This window comes from Halorussus halobius, from assembly GCF_004765805.1.
Classification (GTDB): Archaea; Halobacteriota; Halobacteria; order Halobacteriales; family Haladaptataceae; genus Halorussus; species Halorussus halobius.
In genome coordinates this window covers 517,087-537,458 of record NZ_ML219773.1, presented here as the reverse complement: position 1 = coordinate 537,458, position 20,372 = coordinate 517,087, and the positions used below count along the sequence as shown (strand labels likewise).

Sequence of the window (20,372 nt, the reverse complement as noted above, 5' to 3'; positions counted from 1 at the left end):
TAACGCGCGCGAGGGACGAGCGAACGGACGTGAGCGAGGAGGCTGGGGAGGTGTGAGGCTGCGGCGACTCATCGGTGGAGGCAGAAGCTAGCTTTGTTCGTTCTGAAACGGAGGGGGACCATGCGAAGGAGCTAGCTACTGCCTCGACATATGAGACCCGCAACCGCAACCGCGAGCCTCACGCCTCCCCAGCCTCGGCGAGCGCCTGAACGCGCTCGCCTCCCTCGCGCGTTTTGGCGCGGTCACGAGGACCGCGCCAGCGCACGCCGAATTGCGGATGGGAGTGGCGCGAACCCGGCGAAGACGAGTCCAGGCGAACGCGGCGAATGCGGATGGAAGTAGCGCGATCCTCGGCGAAGACAAGTCCACGCGAACGCTCCGAAGAACCACCGGAGTCGCGAGGACCGCGTTCCGAAGCGAATCAACTCGACGAGCGGTTTCGGTCGCCCGTCCCGCCCGTGAGCGCGCTCGCGATGGCTCCCTTCAACACCACGTCGTCGCCCAGCGTCGTGAGTTGCACGTCGGGGACGTTGTTGAACACCAGCTCGTCGATGCGCTCGCGGATGGGGTCGACCACCAGCGCCTCGTTGTTGAGCGCGACCGCGCCGCCGACGTAGACGACCAGCGGGGCGTACGCCTGCGCGACGTTGGCGACGCCCAGCGCGTTCCAGTGGGCCAGTTGGTCGACCACGTGGTCGGCGAAGGCGTCGTCGCCGGCCGCCTCGAACACGTCGACCGCCGAGAACGCCGGCGAATCCAGCGGCAGGTCGGTGTCGGAGTCGGCGACGTCTTCCGCGAGCAGGCGGGCGTACTCGGGAACGTTCTCGCCCGAACAGTACGCCTCCCAGTGGCCGTCGCGGCCACAGCCACACGTCCGCCTGCCCTGCGGGTCGACGACCATGTGGCCCACCTCGCCCGCGTTGCCGTCCCACCCCGACAGCACCTGTCCGTCGACGCAGACGCCAGCGCCGATGCCCGACGAGATGGTCAGATACACCATGTCGTCGGGGTTGCGGTCGCTGTAGAACCGCTGGCCGATGACGCCCGCCACCGTGTCGTTGTGGAGGTACACCCGGTCGCTGTCGACGAGTTCGCCCACCGGCCCCGTCAGCGGGATGCGGTCGACGGCGTCGGGCAGGTTGGCCGGGTTCTCGACCGCGCCCGCCGCGAGGTCGAGCGGGCCGATGGAGCCGATGCCGACCGCCCGAAGCCGGTCGGGGGCCACCTCGGCGGTCGCGCAGGCCCGACGAAGACACTCCAGGACGGCCTCGGTCACCGCGATGCCGGTCGGCCCGCCGGGCGTGTCCCGCCGGTGGACGCTCACCACGTCCCCCTCGTCGTCGGCGACGGCGGCCCTGACGTTCGTCGCACCCAGATCGACGCCCGCGTAGTACGCCATTCAGGCCGGTAGGACGGGCCGGTCGCACTTAACTACGGGCATTTACTCGGCGGCGAGTACGTTATTCGGTGGCACGCGGGGCGGCCGCCCCGAGGACCCGGTCCGGCTTCACGCCGACCGGACGAACGTCACCGGGCAGGGCGCGTTGAGCATGACCGTCTGGGCCGTGCTGCCGAACACCGCCTTCCCCGTGGGCGAGCGCTTGCGCCCGCCCACCACCACGCGGTCGGCCCCGACGTCCTCGGCCAGCGCCACGATGCTGTCGCCGTGGGAACCGACCCGTCCCCGCACGGCGTAGGCGACGCCGGCCTCGTCGAACGCTCGCGCGAGTTCCCGAATCGTGGCATGGCGACCCGCCACCTCGTCGGGGGTCGTCTCGCCCGTCGGGTCCGAGTCGAGGTGGTCGAGCACCTCGTCGTACTCCTCGTCGGTGAAGACGTGGGCCAGCACCACGCTCGCGCCCGCCGGTTTCGCGACGTCGACCACCGCGTCGGCCAGCCGCTCGGTGCGGTCGGCGTCGCCGGGACCGACCGCGAGCAGGATGGTGTCGAGTGCCATGCGGGAATCTCCACGGTCTCGGTAGTAATGTCTTGGGCACCGACCGCCGGTTCGGGAACCCAAAGTCCTACACCGGCGCGGTCCGTAGCCTCGACCCATGACCGAGGACGACGACTCCCTGAAGGCCCGCGTCGAGCGATGGCTGACCGGGCAGATGCCCATCATCAGCATGCACGGGGGCGAGAGCGCGGTCCGGACGGCCGACCCCGAGACCGGCGAGGTCGTCGTGGAGCTGGGTGGCGCGTGCTCGGGGTGTGCCATCAGTCCCCGAACCGCCCAGAACATCAAGCTCGACCTCGCGGCCGACTTCGACGCCGTCGAGGACGTGACCGTCCGGGTCGCCGACGACGGCACCGGCGACTGGGACATAGACCAGCCCGAGAGCGTGATGGGCATCGACCGCAACGAGGGCGGCCGGGGCGGCCGGGGCGAGGGCTCGCCCAGCGGCGACTTCTTCTGAGGACCGTTCCGGCGGCCGGGCGGCTCCGCGGGCGGGTCGTTCGAGAGGAGAAAAGACGGGGCGGACTACGAGACGCCGTCGGGCTTGTCGGCGTCGTCCTCGACCTGCCGCTTCATCGAGTCCCGGCGGGCCTTGGCGTCCCGGCCGGTGGCTTCGAGCAGGAAGTCGTTCTTCTTGTCGACCGCGTCGGCGGCGGCGTCGGCGTGGCCCTCGGCGATGACGTCCTCGGCGGGCCGCTCCTCGAAGTGGACCGCGAGTTTGTCCTTCTTACCGCTGTACTCGGCCGCTCCGGCCAGAATCTTGTCGAAGACGGGGTTGTCGGGGTCCCCGACCACGTAGAGTTCGTGCCCGTCGTGCTCTTCGGTGCCGGTGATCTCGCCGAAGTACTCCTCGACCGTGGCCTTCATGTCCGGGATGCGGTCGTCGAGATGCTCACCGCGTCGCATCTTGTACTCTTTCATGCTACTCGGGCTTTGGACAGGGTGTGGTAAACCCTTTTCGCGTCGCGTCCACTCTTGTATCCGGCGATTTCGAGGCTCACGTGGACGAACGCGGCGTCACTCCGTGGCGAGGTATCCCCGGGCACACTCGGGACAGATGTCGCCCGCGCGCAGCGACGACCCGGAGACCGGTTCGCGGTAGTCACATTCCGGGCAGACGAACTCGGCGTCGACGTCGGGGTCGTCGGCCGGCCCCGAGAGGCTGGGTGCGTCCGCGCCGGCCGAGATGCCCGACGAGAGGTCGGACCGACTCGCATCCGCGTCGCGGGCCTCCAGCGTGTCGCCGTCGGCGTTGACGAACTCCACCTCGTCGGCGTCCTTGACCCCGCCCGCCGACTCGGGGGTGAGTCCGCCGCCGAACTCCACGTCCGCGCTCCCGCCGCCGGGCTCGGCGTCGAACCCCTCGTCCTCCCGGCCGACGTCGGGCCAGTCGGCGTGCCCGCCCTCGTCGGCCTCGGCCGGATGGGTCGTCTCGGCCTCGGGCCACTCGCCGGGCTGGCGGTCGTCGTCGACGCTCGACTCCTCGTCGTCCAGAATCACGCCGTCGTCGTCGGCCGCGGACGGCCCCGCGTCGGGGTCGGTCCCGGCCGGGGCGGTCGACGCTCCCGAGCCGGACGCGGTCGAGGCGGACCCACCACTCGCACCGGCGTCGGCCGTCGCGCCGGCGTCGGCCGACGCGCCCGTATCGGCCGCCGCGCTCGCGCCGGCGGTCCCGCCCGAGCCGCCGTCGTCCGTCATGATCTCGGCCCCGTCGTCCGCGGCGGAGACCTCGGGGTCGGTCGAGCCGCTCACGCCGGCCCGGCCGGCGGCCCCGGTGGCGTCGCCGGCGGCCTCACTCCGGCCCACGTCCGGGTCGGACTCCGCCGATTCGAGGTCGGGTGCGGGCGACTCGATGGCGGTGACCTCCTTGTTCTCGCTGAGGACGTTCTGGTCGCCACACCGCGCACACTCCTCGAACTCCCGGACGGTGACGACCACCTCGCTTCCCTGCTCCTCGCGTTCGCGTTCGATTTCTGCCTCCCCGTAACTGTGGCCGAGGAGCGAGCACCTGAGACTCATCGTGCGTTCCCTTGCGGTCGCGGGTGGTAAAGCCTGTGTTTCGCCGTACGACGGGCGTCTGACGGAGTTACGGGGGCGCAAGCCGCCGCGCTCCGGAGCGAGTCCGCGACTGCTCAACCGAGCGAAGCGAGGGAGGAACGAGTGGACTCGCTGGGAATCCACGGGTCGTGGACGCTTCAACCCCACGAGGGTACATCTGGAACAACGTCGTAGTCGGGGCTGTTGTACTCCTCGCAGCTCGCTTCAACCCCACGAGGGTATATCTGGAACGCCGGTCTCGCCCAGTCCGACGCGAACAAGAAGCCGGTGCTTCAACCCCACGAGGGTACATCTGGAACCATGGCCGCGTGAGCGCCCTGTCCTTGCATCCCGCCGCTTCAACCCCACGAAGGTACATCTGGAACCGCGGAGTACGATGACCCCCTCCAGTACTGGGTGTGCTTCAACCCCACGAGGGTACATCTGGAACCAGCGTGCTGACCGTTTCAGTCATCGTTAGACCAGCTTCAACCCCACGAGGGTACATCTGGAACCACCGGGTTGCCGTCCCCACGCATCACCGCGTTCACGCTTCAACCCCACGAGGGTACATCTGGAACGAGGTGCTGCTGGCCGGTCGCTTCGTCCGTCCGGAGGCTTCAACCCCACGAGGGTACATCTGGAACGTGTTCGGCGTCGGCCCGCCAAGCCTCGTCCCCGATGCTTCAACCCCACGAGGGTACATCTGGAACGTCCTCGTCCCACCAGTCGGGGTCCGGTTCGAATTCGCTTCAACCCCACGAGGGTACATCTGGAACACGCCGCAGAGGGCGACGGCGAGGCCTCGGTCGTCGCTTCAACCCCACGAGGGTACATCTGGAACCGGGCCGACGATGCCGGTCGCGGTCTCGGTGAGCGAGCTTCAACCCCACGAGGGTAAATCTGGAACGAGCCGCCGTCGGTCGCGACGTCGACGTCCTCGAGGCTTCAACCCCACGAGGGTACATCTGGAACCCTTGGGTGAAATCGCCATCAGGGTCTTGGATGCCGCTTCAACCCCACGAGGGTACATCTGGAACTGGGTGCCGTTCTCGTCTTCAGTCCACTTGATGTCCGCTTCAACCCCACGAGGGTACATCTGGAACGCATTCTCGGAACCGACGGAACGATTTGATGCAAAAGCTTCAACCCCACGAGGGTACATCTGGAACCCTTCGGTTCCGAACGAAGGTCGACCGTGAGACGCTTCAACCCCACGAGGGTACATCTGGAACGCTCGCGGACCGTCCTCCACGGCCCCCAGCCGGACTCGCTTCAACCCCACGAGGGTACATCTGGAACCGGGCCGTCGTGGGGTGACGTCCACACGCGGAACCAGCTTCAACCCCACGAGGGTACATCTGGAACCATGCCGGATTTCCCGGCTGTAGCGGTGCTCGTGGCCGAACCCACACAAGTGTTTCCGTCGACAGCCAATTCACCCCAAACCCCCAGGGGGTCGACGGAGATTGAGAATACAGGGTAACGGAGTAATGTATCGGATACCATGACACGACTCGACGGCTGCTGTAGTCGAACGCTCGTGAGATGCCCCGACCTCTTGGACGTGCGAAACATTCATATTCTTTCCGCTAACAGCGTGAGGTGCATCCAATGGTTGAATTAATTGGATATACGCGGAGGTGCGTGCGGTGCGCCTCCTGATACGCCTACGCGCTCGGGCGGACGCGGCATACCAAAACGATTACCACCACAAGCTTCGGGGGCGGCTCTGGAAGGGGCTTCGGGGCACGAAACACGACGAACTCCACGACGCCGAGCGACCCATCGGATTCTCGTTCTCGAACGTCTTCCCGTGGGGCGACATCGAAGAGGACGACGAGCGCTCGGTCCTCGTCGCGTCGACCGACCGGGACCTACTCGCGTCGGTCGCCGACGGACTCGTCACCGACCGGGAGTTCAACGTCGGCGAGATGCCGTTCCGCGTCGAGGAGGTGACGACAGTCGCCCCCGACGTGGGTGAGCCGGGAACGCGCGGCACGCTCGAAACCGGCACCGGCGTCCTCGTTCGCATCCCGCCGTGGAAGGCCGACGAGTACGGCATCGACGATGAGGGCGACGAGGCGACGTTCTGGCAACCCGAACACTCGTTGCGGCCGTTCAAGACCCAGCTCGAGAACAATCTCGACCAGAAACACGACCTGTTCTGTGACGACCACCTGCCTGGCCCGAGCGATCGCGAGGGCGACCTCTTCGACGAATACGATCTCCTCAAGACGTTCGCCGTCCCGGTCGAGGTGACCCAAGGCGTCGAGATGACCTACGTACTGAGCAAGTGGCGGTTCGGCTATCGAGTTCGCGACGACCACCACCGACGCCACCTCAACCTCGCGCTCGACGCCGGAATCGGGGAACGCAACGCGCTCGGACTTGGGTTCCTGAACGTCCAGAAGGGATCGAAACGGCCGCCGGGCGCATCGTCGAAGGCGACGACCGACGAGGCAGCCACGGACGGGGGTCGTTGATGTCGCGCACGTCCCGGCTCCACCCCGAGACGCTGGACGAGTACCTGCCAGACGGACCCATCTCGTCGCTCCGGCGGATAGAACTGCTGTACGGCGCGATGACCGAGGCGGCCGCTGGCGAGATTACCGATGAGTTCGACCTCTACTACACGCCGGGTGAACTCGACGGGTTCGTCTCCGACGCCGATGAGGACCGGTATCTCGTCACGGTAAATGTCGACCTGACCGGTGAGGAGCCGGTACTCGACGGAGTCACCGTCGAGCCGCTGCAGCCGAGCGAGGTCGAGAAATTGGGCTTCTCAAGTTATCCTTGGGGTCAACCAGTCGACCACAGTATCACTCGGCGTGGGTCAAAGAAGGGTTCGTCACTCAGTACGGCAGTTCGGTATTGCCGGGAGTGTTTCGAGACCTGGGCCAACGCTAATGGAAAAGAACCAGCGGTCGGTCGCGTTGCTGATGAACATTCGGATGGATGGATTATCCATGACCTCCAAACACTCGGAGAGCGTAACGATCTCGACGGTGAAATCGAGCGCTATCTCGAAGCAAACTTCCCGAGCGAAGACTCGCCGAAAGTGGTAGCGACTGTAGCGGTCAAACTCGATACGGGGTCACTCAGTAATCCACCGGAAGAATCCCCTGACAATAACGGGTACTACTACCCCGGCCAACTCCCCATCCTAAATGAGGGAATGGCTGCACGAAAGCTACACAAACTGGCTACGAAGAATGCAGACAAGCCATCGAAAGGCGAGGGAACCTGCATGGTGACTGGTGAGCAGGGCGAAGTGTTTGGGACAGTAGACGATCCACTGGATTTCTTCACCATTCAGCATTCCGAGAAGTTTGCTGAACTCAAGCCACAGAGAGCTTGGCACTCACATCCTGTCTCCTCGCAGGCCGCGTTATTGCTTCAATCTGGAAAATCACTAGTGAAAGACTGTAGTCGGACTCGTGACGGCCTCCGCGTGTACGCGCTCCCGTACGTGGTCGACTGCGGCTCCAAGAAGGCAGGATGGCTCTACGACGCAATCGAGAACGCCGACGCGACGACTATTCCAAACGTACAGGAGTCGGCAGAGAAGAACAACGAGGAGTTCGCCGAGGAACTCCGATTTTACGTCATCGGCGTTCGCAACGATAGCGGTGACATCAACGTGCTCCACGAGGTGCCGAACGCCGGCATCTACTGGCCGCGGAAAGTAGCCGACGCTCACCTCGAGGTGCTGGAAGGTAGCACGTTCGATTCGGTCGCGGGTTTCCGCCAGCCCCCGGAAGACGACTGGCGGCACGTCGGCGAGCAGACGACCCGAGACGGGATGCTTCGAGCAATCACCGACGGAAGCTACGCCCGCGACACGCTCGCGTATCCGGACGCGGACGACCCGACGACCACCGACCCCCGCGAGTGGCTCGTCGCGGCTATGCTGACCGGCGAAGCGATTCCTGCGGACAAACTCCTCTCTCAGTACGTCGACCGAATCGCGAGCGACACCGACGCCAGCGAGGGTACCTTCCCGACGTATCTGGTACTCACGCAGTTCGCCCAGTTCGAAGCACTCGCTCGCGCCGGATTACTCGACGCGCCCGAGGACCGACCCGAACTCGAAGCGACTTCAAGAACCACGATGGACCAGACAACCGACGATCCGCTCGCTCCCGACGAATCGCTCCCGCACCCGAACGACCTCGCGCCGGACGGGGACGTGAAACACCACCACGCACGAAAGTACCGACTGGAACGATTCCTCAAGGAGCGGTCAGCGATACAGAACAATCAGGAGCGCCGGGGCGCGTTCCTCTTTGGCGTTCTCGTCGGGCAACTGGCCGACCACCAGTCCCGCGAGCGAGACATGAACCGCACGCTCCGCGACCAGCATCCTGCCGACCGGATGACCTCCGACCGAGTACAACGGGTACACAGCGACCTCACGCAACGTTCAGGGGTCTACGCCAGCGAGGTCGGAACCTCCGGGCAACTGTTCCCAGAGACCGAGCGATTGCTGATGGATGCGTTCGCCGACGCGCCACCGAAGAGTTGGACGCTCCCAGTTGACGACCTTCGATTCTTCTACGCGCTCGGCCTCACCTACGGTGCGGACGCTCGCAACCAGGCATTCCAGCTCATGGACGAACTCGGCGTCCTCAACGACGAATGACCGACTCGAACACGACATTCGACAGGTACGACGAAACGGGCGACGACACTGACACCGACACCGACACAACCCCCACAATGACATCAAACACGGTCGACAACCGCTCCGAAATCGTCTTCATCACCGACGCACAGGACTGTAACCCGAACGGCAATCCCCTCGACGAGAACCGACCCCGCAAGGACCCGATTACCAATCGAGCCGTCGTCACGGACGTTCGCTTGAAACGATACCTCCGCGACCAGCTCGACGCCGACGGCCACGGCGTGTTTATCAAGAAGAGTGGCGACGAGAGCGAGGTCCGGGCGCGGCTCGCACTCGACGTGCTGGGCGATGTGACTGATGCCGAGGAAGTGGACGAGATCGAGGATATCCGTGACGACTTCCTTGAGGCCGCGACCGACGTACGATACTTCGGGGCGACGCTGAGCTTCAACGCGGACACCAACGACGAACTCCTCGACGCCGTGGCCGACGCGTTTGAGGGCGGAAATTACACCGGTCCAGTTCAGTTTTCCCCCGCCCGGTCGCTCAACGCGGTCGAGGAGAACGAGGAGTCGAACACGCTGACCAGCGTCATCGCCACACAGGACGACAAGTCGACCGGCGGGTTCGATCTCGACGACAACCGACTCAAGTACGCCATCTTCCCGTTCCACGGGCTCGTGGACGAGAACGGCGCGAGCGACACGAATCTCACCGCGACCGATGTCGAACGACTCGACACGCTGTGTTGGCGCGCGATGAAGAACCAGACCATCTCGCGGAGTAAGGTGGGACAGGAGCCCCGGCTCTACGTCCGCGTCGAGTACGCCACCGACGGCTACCACGTGGGCGACCTCCACAACGGCTTCGACCTCGATCCCGAGCGTTCGAAGTCCGACGCCGAACTTCGAAACGTCACCGACGCGACGCTCGACGTGACCGCATTCGTGGATCGACTCGCGGACGCGACCGACCATGTCGAGACGGTCCACGTCGTCGGCAACGAGTACCTCGACGTGAGCTACGACGGCGAGCAGGACTGGACGGCCGCCGACCTCGCCGACCTGCTCGACGACCACGGCGTTCCGACCAGCGAAATCGACGTGTACGACGAGTTCGAGGCGACGCTTCCGACCACCGAATGAGGGTTCGACGTGACTAACACGAACGCGATACCGACGGACCCGGACCCCAATCGAAGCGAGACGCCACCGGTAGTCGTCGACGGCGTCCCGGACTCGTGTCTGGTCTGCACCGTGCGCGGCGACTGGGCGCACTTCAGGCGCATCGACCGCACGGTCACGAAGCAGACGTATCGACTCCCGCCGCGGACGACCGTGGCCGGGCTGCTCGCCGCCATCGTCGGCGTCGGTCGCGACAGCTACTACGAGGTGTTCGATCCGGCGGTGTCGGCCCTGGGCGTCGAGGTCGTCGGCGACCTCCGCACCACGACTCAGCCGAGTCTCGGTCTCGGTACGAATCCCGACGAGACGTTCGACAGCGCGGGCGGGAGCGGAAAGAATACGGTCAAAGTGAACTTCCCCGACAGCACCGACAACCGTCAGATTCACAGCTACGAGTACGTCGTGAATCCGGCCTATCGCCTCTACGTCGCGGTCGAGGACGCCGACTTCCACGCTGCGCTCAAACACCACCTCGAACGCGGCACGTCGTACTACACGCCATCGCTGGGGTTGTCAGAACTGCTCGCCGGCGTCGAGACGCCCGCGTCGGGTGTCGAGCACGAGGTGACTGCACTTTCCCCGGACGAGTCGACCGTCGAAGTCCATTCGGCAATCCCGGACGCCGTCGAGACGGTCGTTCCGAGTCCGGGGACGCCCCACCACGTCGAGCGCCTCCCCGCCGCGATGGAGGCCGACGGGCGCAACCGCCGAACGACCGAGTTCGTCGATTACGCCTTCACCGCCAACGACGAACCGCTCGAAAGTACTGGCGACGGGCTCGCGCTCGGTGAGGTCGACGGTCGGACAGTGGCGTTCTACTGACGAGTTTGATCCATGAACGCCAACGGTTTCCCCGGTAAGAGATGAACTCAGACGACCTTCCCGACGAGATAATCTCCCGACCAGCGGAGGACAACGACGATGACTCGTCGGCGTCCTCGAACCACGAACTCCTCGTGGACCACGCGGAAGCGGTCGCCGAACGAACCCTGCGGCTGGGCCGGTTCGCCGGCGAACCGGCCGAAGCGCACGTTTCCGAGGAGGCGGTCGCCCGCTGCGTTGGCTGGCTCCACGACTTCGGCAAGGTCGCACCGACCTTCCAGTTGTACGTTCGTGGCGAGTATCCCGAACGGTCGCCCCAACAGTACACCTACCACGCGCGACTCGGTGCGTTTGCAGCTTACTACGCTCTCGGTGCGATGAGTGCGACCGAGCGTGACCGCCTCGCCGCGTGGGGTGCCATCCTCCGGCATCACGGGCGGCTTCCGAACTTCGCCGAAAAGACAGTTCGTTCAGTAAAGGAAGAACAGGACGATGGACCGAGAAACTGGGCCACTGTCCAGCTCGGGTACGTCCGGTCGCACGACCCGAGCCGCGAAGTCGCCCAAGACCTACTGGCGACCGCAACCGACGGGGCCGCCTCGTGGGAGGGGTTCGTGGAGGCATTCGAAAACGGGGCGCTGTTCGACGACCTGCTCGACGCCGTCACGGAAGGCCCGTCTCGAACGAGAGCCTCCAACGAGAACCTCCCTGCCGATCTCTACGACCGGTCAATGCGACTCTGGAGCTGCCTGACGTTCGCCGACAAAACTGCCGCGGGCGGTGTCGAGGACGAATACCTCGAACCGGAGTCGCTCAACCTCGACGAACTGGACGACTACGTCGAGACGCTCCAAGAGGACTCGGGTGCACGAGAGATAGCCATGGACACCGACGACTTCGATCCGAGCGACGAGGCGTCGCTGAACGTCCTGCGCGAGGCAGCACGCCAGCGCGTCCGAGCGAACGCGCCGAAGTTGGCCGACGGCGAGGTCGGAACGCTCACACTCCCGACCGGACTGGGAAAGACGTTCACCGGGATCACCGGCGCATTCGAACTCCGGGACGCCATTGCCGAGCGACGGGATTACGAGGGAAAACCGACGGTCGTGTACGCCCTGCCCTACACGTCAATCATCGAGCAGACGCGGGACATCTTCGAGGACGAGGATATCTTCGACGCCGATCCAGAGAAAAACGAGTTCACCGTCCATCACTACCTCGCAGAGACGGTCACGTACACCGACGACGAGGGGGACGTGACGAACGGGGAGGTCGAAACGGACACTCGTCGCTCGAAAGCCGAACTCCTCGGCGAGAGTTGGCGTTCGGGCGTCGTCCTCACGACGTTCGTCCAACTGTTCGAGAGCCTCGCGGGCCCGACGAACGCGCAGGGGCTGAAACTATCCGCGCTACGTGACGCTGTCGTGATCCTCGACGAACCGCAGGCGCTCCCGATTCGGTGGTGGGGCGCGATACGGCGGCTCACTCGGCTTCTGCACGACGAATACGACTCTCACATCATCTCGATGACCGCGACACAGCCGACGCTGTTCACGGAGGGTAAATTTGACACCCAGTCGCTGTTGACTGCCCCGGACGGCGGGTCCGAGACGGAACTGCTACCGGCAGGGACCGACTCCACGTACTCTCGTTCGTTCGAACGTCGTGCGTCGGAGGCCGTGGCCCGAGTACGCTATACCGTCCACGAGTCCGTTCGAGCAACCACGCCGAAGGACGGTGGAGCACCGATTTCCCACGCGGCGGCTGCAGCAGAGATCGTCGACGCGACGCGTCCACCTTCGGCGGGGACGGGCGAGATGGAAACGACAGTCGACGGGCGCTCCGTCCTCGCGGTCTGCAACACCGTCGGGAGTTCGCGAGAACTGACCGAGCGCGTCGAGAAGGAGTTCCGTGCGAGCGGCCGTCAGCCGACGCACGTCGGGGACGTGTACGCAGACGTTCTCGAGGAGTTGGACACCGATTTGGACGGACTCCCCGACCACGAGGAGCTCGCCCACCGGACGCTCCGCGAACTCGGTTTCGAACGGAGCGTCGAGCACGAGGGCTGGGGTCCCACTGACGACTGCGCGGGACGGCGGTACGTTGCAACGTTCAACTCTCAATATCGCCCTCTGGATCGACGCGTCCTGATCCACGTCGCCGACGTGCTATCGACGGCCGATGTTCCGTTCGTACTCGTGTCGACCCAGGCCATCGAGGCGGGCGTCGACGTGAGCTTCGCGCGTGCGTACCGCGACGTCGCACCGCTCGACAGCGTCGTGCAGACTGCTGGCCGGTGCAATCGGTCGTTCGAGTGGGGGCCGGAGAACGGCGAGGTAACCGTGTGGACGCTCGCCCCTGTCGAGGACGACGAGACCGATGGGGCGGCGGCCGACGAACGGAGCGACGAGAGGAGAACCGGCGACGAAAGCGATCGGAACCCGCCGTCCGAGTACGTCTACGATGGAAGTCTACTCAGCGATGCTGCCGAGATACTCATCGACCTATGTGACTGTGCGTTGGGAGAACTCTCCAGCGTGACACTGGAACACGAGGCGGTGTCGCGCTACTTCGACGCCGTGGAGGACCAATCGAAGGCGAACGAGGCACTGGTCGAGATGATCGAGGAAAGTCGGGCGGAGGAACTGGGCCGACAGTCGCTCATCGACGAGAGCTACGAAACCGTCGACCTCATCGTAGCAGTCACCGACGCCGACCGCGAACGCATCGACCAGCTTGGTGAGGCGTTCGAGCGCCATGCGAGCCAGGGGTTCGGCCGGCTGTCGGAACTAGCCGACCTTCGAGTGTCGATTCCGGTGCGTGATCTGGAGGAGTCGCTGCCGACCCACGTTCGCGTGGATCGCTCCCCGCGAACGGACGGCGACGGAGTCGACGTGTTCGTCCATCGCGGGAACGAAGGCTACGGAGCGTACGAACTCGACGGCGGTGGCTTCGTTGCGGACGAAGATGACGGTCCGTCGAGTCGATTCACGTTCTAGTTATTCTCTTCTCCGTCGACCTCCCGGGGGTTTGAGGTGAATTGGCGGTCGACGGAAACACTTGTGTGGGTTCGGCCACGAGCACCGCTACAGCCGGGAAATCCGGCATGGTTCCAGATGTACCCTCGTGGGGTTGAAGCGTCGACGGGTCCGGACTGTGCTCTAGCAGTTCCGTGTTCCAGATGTACCCTCGTGGGGTTGAAGCGTCGGCTTCGACGGCGGTCGCCGCCCGGCATCGTTCCAGATGTACCCTCGTGGGGTTGAAGCGTCTGGAACTGCTGGTAGGCCGGAATCGAAACCTCGGTTCCAGATGTACCCTCGTGGGGTTGAAGCGTTGTCCACGACAGTTGCGCTCGGTCGGTTTTCGAGTTCCAGATGTACCCTCGTGGGGTTGAAGCGACGTGGGCGTTCGCCCGCAACTCCAGCAGTACCGTGTTCCAGATGTACCCTCGTGGGGTTGAAGCGGCGAAACGGGGGTCTGGGAATGAGCTACGACTGCGTTCCAGATGTACCCTCGTGGGGTTGAAGCTCGACCAGCGCCTCCATCGCCGCCCCGGCAACGCCGTTCCAGATGTACCCTCGTGGGGTTGAAGCATCGTGCGAGTAATCGTGACCGAGACGCACTCTCGTTCCAGATGTACCCTCGTGGGGTTGAAGCCTCGAAAACTCTCCGATTCCCGACCACGCGAAACCGAGTTCCAGATGTACCCTCGTGGGGTTGAAGCGCGCGGTCGTAGGTGTCGGGCGTCTCGGTGATGCGCGTTCCAGATGTACCCTCGTGGGGTTGAAGCACCGCATGGTCGTGGCTCGCCCTCACGGGCGGCGAGTTCCAGATGTACCCTCGTGGGGTTGAAGCAGTTCTGCACCGGTTGCGGCGGCCGCCGCTCTCGGGTTCCAGATGTACCCTCGTGGGGTTGAAGCTGGGATGTGACGACGTCCCCGCCTCGCGTCGCAGTTCCAGATGTACCCTCGTGGGGTTGAAGCGGCGCGAGCGCGACGAGGGCCGCGAGGACGGCCCCGGTTCCAGATGTACCCTCGTGGGGTTGAAGCGGCGCGAGCGCGACGAGGGCCGCGAGGACGGCCCCGGTTCCAGATGTACCCTCGTGGGGTTGAAGCGAGTCCGGTTGGAGTGGCTGGCGAACTATCCGCGAGGTTCCAGATGTACCCTCGTGGGGTTGAAGCGTGAAGTTCTCCGTCAGTCGGAGCGCGTCACCCATCGTTCCAGATGTACCCTCGTGGGGTTGAAGCTTCGACGACTCCCCCACCATCATCGACCACCTGCTCGTTCCAGATGTACCCTCGTGGGGTTGAAGCGAGGGCGAGACGTGGACGGAGCGACACGACATCAAGTTCCAGATGTACCCTCGTGGGGTTGAAGCACCGTCCCGGACGGCGACGGCCGGGTTGCGATTCGAGTTCCAGATGTACCCTCGTGGGGTTGAAGCGTCGGCCGGGTTGACCAAGTTGTCGCTCATGCAGCGGGTTCCAGATGTACCCTCGTGGGGTTGAAGCGACTCGGATCCGTCGCTGTCGCTGTCGGTCGACGGGTGTTCCAGATGTACCCTCGTGGGGTTGAAGCGGTTACGTTGATAAACGTGGGGTGGCGTGGTACAGGTTCCAGATGTACCCTCGTGGGGTTGAAGCGTACTCGACCTCGCGGGGAAGGACGTCGGCGACTCGGTTCCAGATGTACCCTCGTGGGGTTGAAGCCGCTATACCGCCCTGGGCCGACGCGTGGCCCTGGCGGTTCCAGATGTATCCAAATGAAATGAAGATCTGTCCGTCGGCGATCCCAACCCTTGCGAAGAATTTTTATCGTACAGATATGTCTTTGAATTCAAATGTCGGGGACCAACGAAGGCGACGTACTCGACAGGTATCTCGCTGCCGAGCGCGACCCTTACCGCGAACCGCGAGTTCGGATTACGGGGCTGATGGTCCAATACTACCACGTCTGCGAGCGCGAGTTGTGGTTCATGTCTCGAGGGCTGGACATCGACCGTGAAACCACGAACATCCAACGCGGGACGCACGTCGACGAGACGAGTTACGACGATCAGCGACGGTCGTACCAGATCAACGGTCGGATTCAACTCGACCTGCTCGACTCCGGAGACGTGATGGAAGTTAAGGTCTCCTCGACGCTCGAAAAGCCCGCCCGGATGCAGTTGCTGTACTACCTGTGGTATCTCGACGAAGTGCTCGACGTCGAGAAAGACGGTGTACTGGCGTATCCCAAGGAGCGCAAGCGCGAGCAGGTGGAACTTGACGAGGAGACCAGCACAGAGGTCGAGGATACCGTGCGCGGTATCATCTCGGTCGTCGAGCGGGACACACCGCCGGAGCTCGAGAAGAAACCGTACTGCGACGCCTGCCTGTATCAGGATATCTGCTGGGTGTAACGATGCCAAAGGACAATCACCACGTGTTCGCCGACGGCGAACTGTCTCGGAACGAAGGGACGCTCCGCATCGATACTCTCGACGGTGAGACGAAGTACCTCCCGGTCGAGAGCATTGACACGCTGTACCTGCACGGTCAGATCGACTTCAACACGCGTGCGCTCGGACTACTAAACGATCACGGCGTTTCAGTTCACGTGTTCGGCTGGAACGACTACTACAAGGGTTCGTATCTCCCGAAGCGCGAGCAGGTTTCGGGCAACACTGTCGTCGAGCAGGTCCGAGCGTACGACGACCACGACCGCCGACTTGGTATCGCTCGGGACATTGTCGCCGCGAGTATCCACAACATGCGGGCGAACGTCCAGTACTACGACGGTCGAAAGGAGGATTTCGGTAGCGCAGTGGACCGACTCGAGGAACAGAACGAACGAGTGGACGGAATCACGGACGTAAACGAACTCCGCGGCGTCGAGGCGACAGCGCGAAAGATATACTATCGATGTTTCGACCGGATTCTCCGAGATCCGTTCGAGTTGACTAAACGGGAGTACAACCCACCGACGAACGAAGCGAATGCGCTCGTCTCGTTTCTCAATTCGATGGTCTACACTACGTGCGTCTCTGCGATTCGAAAAACCGCCCTCGATCCGACAATTGGCTACGTTCATGAACCGGGGGAGCGCCGCTTCACGCTCTCGCTTGACGTCGCGGACATCTTCAAGCCGATCCTCGCCGATAGAGTGTTGTTCCGACTCGTCAATCGCCGACAAATTGCGATCGACGACTTCGAGAGCGACCTCGACGGCTGTCTTTTGACCGAAGACGGACGAGTGACCGTCCTCGAAGCTTACGAGGAGACGCTTGATCGGACCGTCGAACATCCGCGACTCAACCGGAAAGTGAGCTACAAGACGCTGGTCCGGACTGACGTGTATAGCCTGAAGAAACATGTTCTAACGAGCGAGCCGTACCGGCCAACGGAGCGCTGGTGGTAAGATGCTGGTCATCGTAGTATACGACGTTCCTGCGGACCGCACACGCATTTACCGGAAACTCCTCCGAAGACGTCTAGAACACGTCCAACAGTCGGTCTTCTACGGGGAACTTACTGAGGGACAAGTGACGGGAATGAAAAACGAAATCCGTGAGAAGCTTGAGTCCGACGACTCCGTTATCGTCTTTGAGATGGGGTCTTCCACCGTTGTCGAGTACACCACACTCGGCGATGCTGACGAACCAGGAAGTCGGTTTACCTGATTTCTGTGGGCCGTTCAAGGGTTGGGTGAGTTGGGAGGTCGACAGAAACACCATATTAGGTCACGAATGAGTGCAATCGAGTCGGAAATTCGGCACCGATGCACCCGAGTGATTGTGTTAAAGACGCACTCCTTTAGGTGGAACCCGATTCGGACTGTAGCTCCGATAGCTTATTTGGACGCGGTCGACAGTAGGTCCGAATGGTAACCGAGCATCTGGGATATGACCCTCGATTCCTTGCGTCCCCGTCGTGTAACAGCGTTCATCCCAGTTCTACCTGTTCGGGTGAAAGGTCGGCTTCCTTCTCCCTGAACGCCGGACGGCGTAGGGGTGGAAGACAGCCCTTCCGCCATTCGGCAAAAAACACGGTTTCTTACCCTGTAGAACGCCGAGTAGGATGTCGTAGTAGGCCCTTTCCAGAGCGAGAACTTCGGAATTCCGGAAAAAGATTGCAGGTAGTGGACTCGCCGGGATTTGAACCCGGGGCCTCTTCCTTGCGAAGGAAGCGATCTGCCGCTGATCTACGAGCCCGCGAACGCAGTAAGCCGTAGCGCCCGCACTTATTAGAAGGTTATGTTTCGGGACGGCCCGCCGTCACGCGTCCAGCAACTTCGCCCGCCCCGCGACCGCGCCGAGGACGAACCCCGTGAAGTGGGCGACCAGCGCCACGCCCGGCGCGGCCGTGACCAGCGTCACCGCGACCGCGACCGCGAGCAGGACGACGACCTTCGCCCGGCCGCTCAGCGGCAGCCGGCCCAGCACCGCGTCGGTGACGGCGTTGCCCGCGAGCAGGTAGCCCGCCAGCCCGAAGACGGCACCGCTCGCGCCCAACACCGGGGTACCCGGGCCGAGAACGCCGGTGGCCGCGACCTGCGCGACGCCCGCCAGCATGCCGACGCCGGCGAAGAAGGCGTGGAAGCGCCACCGGGTCGTCACGCGCTCGACCGCGAAACCGACCAGCGCGAGGACCACCGCGTTCGAGAGCAGGTGGCCGACCCCGTCGTGGGCGTAGACGCTCGACAGGAGGGTCCACGGTCGCGCCGAGACCGGCGGCGCGAGGACGAACAGCCCGGCGGCCAGCCCCTGCGAGACGAGCGCCACGACCTGCTGGACCGCGAACACGGCGACGAAGACGGCGAGCGTTTCGAGCGTGGGACTGCGAGTCGACTCGCGGGCGGACTCCTCGGCGGGCGGCGGGCGACGGCTCACGGGGCGACACCTCCGGTCGGTCGGGACCGGGGGCTACGTGTCGGGCAGCCGCGCCGCCGGACCGGGTTCGTCGGCGGTTGCACGCCCGGCTGTTCGGGCGGCACGGTCAAAAAGACAGGGGAGTCGCGCCTGCGCGGCTGTTCGGCGAGAGAAACGGAGAACGGCCTCGGCCGCGTTCGACGCCGAGGGACGCGGGTCGTCCGTCGGCGGTGACGCTCAGTCCTCGAGGACGATCTCGATGGAGACGTCGTTCGGGACCTGGATGCGCATGAGTTGGCGGAGCGCGCGTTCGTCGGCGTCGATGTCGATGAGACGCTTGTGGACGCGCATCTCCCAGTGCTCCCACGTCGCGGTCCCCTCGCCGTCTGGGGACTTGCGGGTGGGAACCTCCAGCGTCTTGGTCGGCAGCGGGATGGGCCCCGACAGCGAGACGCCCGTCTTGCTCGCGATCTCGCGAATCTCGTCCGAGATGTCGTCTAAGTCCTCGGGACTGGTTCCCGCCAGTCGGACGCGTGCTTGCTGCATGCGTTATCGCTCGTTGACGCTGAGGACCTGGCCGGCCGCGATGGTCTGGCCCATGTCGCGGACGGCGAAGCTACCGAGCTCGGAAATCTCGGACGCCGGCTCGATGGAGAGGGGCTTTTGCGGTCGGACGGTCACCTTCGCGGCGTCGCCCGACTGGATGAAGTCGGGGTCCTTCTCGGCGACCTCGCCCGACGACGGGTCTATCTTCGCGTCGATGGACTCGATGGTACACGCCACCTGCGCCGTGTGGGCGTGGAAGACCGGCGTGTAACCGTCGGTGATGACGCTCGGGTGCTGCATCACGACGATCTGGGCCTCGAACGTCTCGGCGACGCTCGGCGGGTCGTCGGCCGGGCCACAGACGTCACCGCGGCGGATGTCGTCCTTGCCGATGCCCCGGACGTTGGTACCGACGTTGTCGCCGGGCTCGGCCTGGGGAATCTCCTCGTGGTGCATCTCGATGGACTTGACCTCGCCGCTCACGTCGGACGGCTGGAACGAGACGTTCGCGCCGGTTTCGAGCAGTCCGGTCTCGACGCGACCGACCGCGACGGTCCCGATGCCCGAAATCGTGTACACGTCCTGGATGGGCATCCGGAGGTCGGCGTCGGTCGGCGGCTCGGGCTCTTCGAGGCCGTTGAGGGCTTCGAGCAGAATCTCGCCGTCGTACCAGCCCGTGTTCTCGGACTCCTCGGCGACGTTGTCGCCCTCGAACGCCGAGATGGGGATGAAGCTGGCGTCCTCGGTGTTGAACTGAACCTGCTTGAGCAGGTCCTCGACCTCGGCGACGACTTCCTTGTAGCTGGACTCCTCGTAGTCGACGAGGTCCATCTTGTTGACGCCGACGATGAGCTCGTTGATGCCCAGCGTCCGCGCGAGGAAGACGTGCTCCTGTGTCTGGGGCGCGACGCCGTCGTCGGCCGCGACGACGAGGACCGCGTTGTCGGCCTGACTCGCGCCCGTGATCATGTTCTTCACGAAGTCGCGGTGGCCGGGACAGTCGACGATGGTGAAGTCGTACTCGTCGGTGGAGAACTCCTGGTGGGCGATGTCGATGGTGACCCCGCGCTCGCGCTCCTCGGCGAGGTTGTCCATCACGTAGGCGAACTCGAAGCCGCCCTTGCCCTTCTCTTCGGCCTCTTCTTTGTGCTGTTCGATGACGTGCTCGGGTACGCTCCCCGTCTCGTAGAGGAGTCGGCCCACGAGCGTACTCTTACCGTGGTCGACGTGGCCGATGATGGCCAGGTTCTGGTGTCGTTCGTCGCTCATTTGTATCTCACGCGCAGACGCGCTGTGTCGGTATCTTTTGGCAGAAGCGGTTAAAACCATTTCGATACGCAGTGCTGG

General features: G+C 64.2%; 16 protein-coding genes, 1 tRNA gene and 2 CRISPR repeat arrays. Of the genes, 9 read left to right on the top strand and 8 right to left on the bottom strand.

Annotated elements, in window-relative coordinates; genetic code table 11:
• Nucleotides 1-421 precede the first annotated feature (421 nt).
• Both EPL03_RS02645 and EPL03_RS02640 read right to left on the bottom strand, forming a co-directional pair.
• Entirely contained in the window at nucleotides 422-1,399 is a 978-nt protein-coding gene (locus tag EPL03_RS02645; protein ID WP_135827785.1) for an ROK family protein, read from the bottom strand.
• A gap of 108 nt (nucleotides 1,400-1,507) precedes the next feature.
• Nucleotides 1,508-1,957, bottom strand: a complete 450-nt coding sequence (locus EPL03_RS02640) for a universal stress protein (protein ID WP_135827784.1) — start codon at nucleotides 1,955-1,957, stop codon at nucleotides 1,508-1,510.
• Nucleotides 1,958-2,054: 97 nt separating this feature from the next.
• Here EPL03_RS02640 and EPL03_RS02635 point away from each other — a divergent pair, with 97 nt between their 5' ends.
• Nucleotides 2,055-2,417, top strand: coding sequence for a NifU family protein (locus EPL03_RS02635; protein WP_135827783.1), 363 nt, complete (start codon nucleotides 2,055-2,057; stop codon nucleotides 2,415-2,417).
• 65 nt (nucleotides 2,418-2,482) lie between these two features.
• Here EPL03_RS02635 and EPL03_RS02630 read toward each other — a convergent pair whose 3' ends face one another.
• Together EPL03_RS02630 and EPL03_RS02625 are read right to left on the bottom strand one after the other, a co-directional pair.
• On the bottom strand, nucleotides 2,483-2,878 hold the full coding sequence (locus EPL03_RS02630) for a DUF5611 family protein (protein ID WP_135827782.1): 396 nt from the start codon (nucleotides 2,876-2,878) through the stop codon (nucleotides 2,483-2,485).
• A gap of 96 nt (nucleotides 2,879-2,974) precedes the next feature.
• Complete coding sequence (locus tag EPL03_RS02625) at nucleotides 2,975-3,976, bottom strand: DUF7093 family protein (protein ID WP_135827781.1); 1,002 nt, start codon at nucleotides 3,974-3,976, stop codon at nucleotides 2,975-2,977.
• Between the two features lie 173 nt (nucleotides 3,977-4,149).
• A CRISPR array of direct repeats spans nucleotides 4,150-5,362; the repeat unit is 30 nt; unit sequence GCTTCAACCCCACGAGGGTACATCTGGAAC.
• Nucleotides 5,363-5,646: 284 nt separating this feature from the next.
• Here EPL03_RS02625 and cas6 point away from each other — a divergent pair.
• The 8 genes from cas6 (at nucleotide 5,647) to cas2 (ending at nucleotide 17,291) form a co-directional block, all read left to right on the top strand.
• A complete protein-coding gene (gene cas6, locus EPL03_RS02620) occupies nucleotides 5,647-6,480 on the top strand; it encodes a CRISPR-associated endoribonuclease Cas6 (RefSeq protein ID WP_135827780.1) in 834 nt (277 codons plus the stop codon).
• 98 nt (nucleotides 6,481-6,578) lie between these two features.
• Nucleotides 6,579-8,639, top strand: coding sequence for a type I-B CRISPR-associated protein Cas8b/Csh1 (gene cas8b, locus EPL03_RS02615; RefSeq protein WP_168216165.1), 2,061 nt, complete (start codon nucleotides 6,579-6,581; stop codon nucleotides 8,637-8,639).
• Nucleotides 8,640-8,716: 77 nt separating this feature from the next.
• A complete protein-coding gene (gene cas7b, locus EPL03_RS02610; protein ID WP_135827778.1) occupies nucleotides 8,717-9,769 on the top strand; it encodes a type I-B CRISPR-associated protein Cas7/Csh2 in 1,053 nt (350 codons plus the stop codon).
• Between the two features lie 9 nt (nucleotides 9,770-9,778).
• The gene (cas5b, locus tag EPL03_RS02605) at nucleotides 9,779-10,630 is read left to right on the top strand and encodes a type I-B CRISPR-associated protein Cas5b (protein WP_135827777.1); all 852 of its coding nucleotides are present in this window, start codon (nucleotides 9,779-9,781) and stop codon (nucleotides 10,628-10,630) included.
• Between the two features lie 41 nt (nucleotides 10,631-10,671).
• Complete coding sequence (locus EPL03_RS02600; protein WP_135827776.1) at nucleotides 10,672-13,629, top strand: CRISPR-associated endonuclease Cas3''; 2,958 nt, start codon at nucleotides 10,672-10,674, stop codon at nucleotides 13,627-13,629.
• Nucleotides 13,630-13,739: 110 nt separating this feature from the next.
• Nucleotides 13,740-15,339: a CRISPR direct-repeat array (repeat unit 30 nt; unit sequence GTTCCAGATGTACCCTCGTGGGGTTGAAGC).
• A 131-nt stretch (nucleotides 15,340-15,470) separates the two neighbouring features.
• Nucleotides 15,471-16,031, top strand: a complete 561-nt coding sequence (gene cas4 / locus EPL03_RS02595; RefSeq protein WP_135827775.1) for a CRISPR-associated protein Cas4 — start codon at nucleotides 15,471-15,473, stop codon at nucleotides 16,029-16,031.
• 2 nt (nucleotides 16,032-16,033) lie between these two features.
• Nucleotides 16,034-17,029, top strand: coding sequence for a type I-B CRISPR-associated endonuclease Cas1b (cas1b, locus tag EPL03_RS02590; RefSeq protein ID WP_135827774.1), 996 nt, complete (start codon nucleotides 16,034-16,036; stop codon nucleotides 17,027-17,029).
• A 1-nt stretch (nucleotide 17,030) separates the two neighbouring features.
• A complete protein-coding gene (cas2, locus tag EPL03_RS02585) occupies nucleotides 17,031-17,291 on the top strand; it encodes a CRISPR-associated endonuclease Cas2 (RefSeq protein ID WP_135827773.1) in 261 nt (86 codons plus the stop codon).
• Nucleotides 17,292-17,750: 459 nt separating this feature from the next.
• On the opposite strand, the gene EPL03_RS02580 is transcribed toward cas2, so the two are convergent.
• From EPL03_RS02580 to tuf, 4 genes are all read right to left on the bottom strand, one after another.
• A tRNA-Ala gene (locus EPL03_RS02580) sits at nucleotides 17,751-17,822 on the bottom strand.
• Nucleotides 17,823-17,885: 63 nt separating this feature from the next.
• Nucleotides 17,886-18,500, bottom strand: coding sequence for a rhomboid family intramembrane serine protease (locus EPL03_RS02575; protein ID WP_135827772.1), 615 nt, complete (start codon nucleotides 18,498-18,500; stop codon nucleotides 17,886-17,888).
• A 216-nt stretch (nucleotides 18,501-18,716) separates the two neighbouring features.
• The gene (gene rpsJ / locus EPL03_RS02570; protein ID WP_135827771.1) at nucleotides 18,717-19,025 is read right to left on the bottom strand and encodes a 30S ribosomal protein S10; all 309 of its coding nucleotides are present in this window, start codon (nucleotides 19,023-19,025) and stop codon (nucleotides 18,717-18,719) included.
• Nucleotides 19,026-19,028: 3 nt separating this feature from the next.
• The gene (gene tuf, locus EPL03_RS02565) at nucleotides 19,029-20,294 is read right to left on the bottom strand and encodes a translation elongation factor EF-1 subunit alpha (RefSeq protein ID WP_135827770.1); all 1,266 of its coding nucleotides are present in this window, start codon (nucleotides 20,292-20,294) and stop codon (nucleotides 19,029-19,031) included.
• Between the last annotated feature and the right edge of the window lie 78 nt (nucleotides 20,295-20,372).

Excerpts from the sequence above, each read along its gene's own strand:
- EPL03_RS02645 (WP_135827785.1), bottom strand. The coding sequence starts at position 1,399 with ATGGCGTACTACGCGGGCGTCGATCTGGGTGCGACGAACGTCAGGGCC.
- EPL03_RS02640 (WP_135827784.1), bottom strand. The coding sequence starts at position 1,957 with ATGGCACTCGACACCATCCTGCTCGCGGTCGGTCCCGGCGACGCCGAC.
- EPL03_RS02635 (WP_135827783.1), top strand. The coding sequence starts at position 2,055 with ATGACCGAGGACGACGACTCCCTGAAGGCCCGCGTCGAGCGATGGCTG.
- EPL03_RS02630 (WP_135827782.1), bottom strand. The coding sequence starts at position 2,878 with ATGAAAGAGTACAAGATGCGACGCGGTGAGCATCTCGACGACCGCATC.
- EPL03_RS02625 (WP_135827781.1), bottom strand. The coding sequence starts at position 3,976 with ATGAGTCTCAGGTGCTCGCTCCTCGGCCACAGTTACGGGGAGGCAGAA.
- cas8b (WP_168216165.1), top strand. The coding sequence starts at position 6,579 with ATGACCGAGGCGGCCGCTGGCGAGATTACCGATGAGTTCGACCTCTAC.
- cas7b (WP_135827778.1), top strand. The coding sequence starts at position 8,717 with ATGACATCAAACACGGTCGACAACCGCTCCGAAATCGTCTTCATCACC.
- EPL03_RS02600 (WP_135827776.1), top strand. The coding sequence starts at position 10,672 with ATGAACTCAGACGACCTTCCCGACGAGATAATCTCCCGACCAGCGGAG.
- cas4 (WP_135827775.1), top strand. The coding sequence starts at position 15,471 with ATGTCGGGGACCAACGAAGGCGACGTACTCGACAGGTATCTCGCTGCC.
- cas1b (WP_135827774.1), top strand. The coding sequence starts at position 16,034 with ATGCCAAAGGACAATCACCACGTGTTCGCCGACGGCGAACTGTCTCGG.
- cas2 (WP_135827773.1), top strand. The coding sequence starts at position 17,031 with ATGCTGGTCATCGTAGTATACGACGTTCCTGCGGACCGCACACGCATT.
- rpsJ (WP_135827771.1), bottom strand. The coding sequence starts at position 19,025 with ATGCAGCAAGCACGCGTCCGACTGGCGGGAACCAGTCCCGAGGACTTA.
- tuf (WP_135827770.1), bottom strand. The coding sequence starts at position 20,294 with ATGAGCGACGAACGACACCAGAACCTGGCCATCATCGGCCACGTCGAC.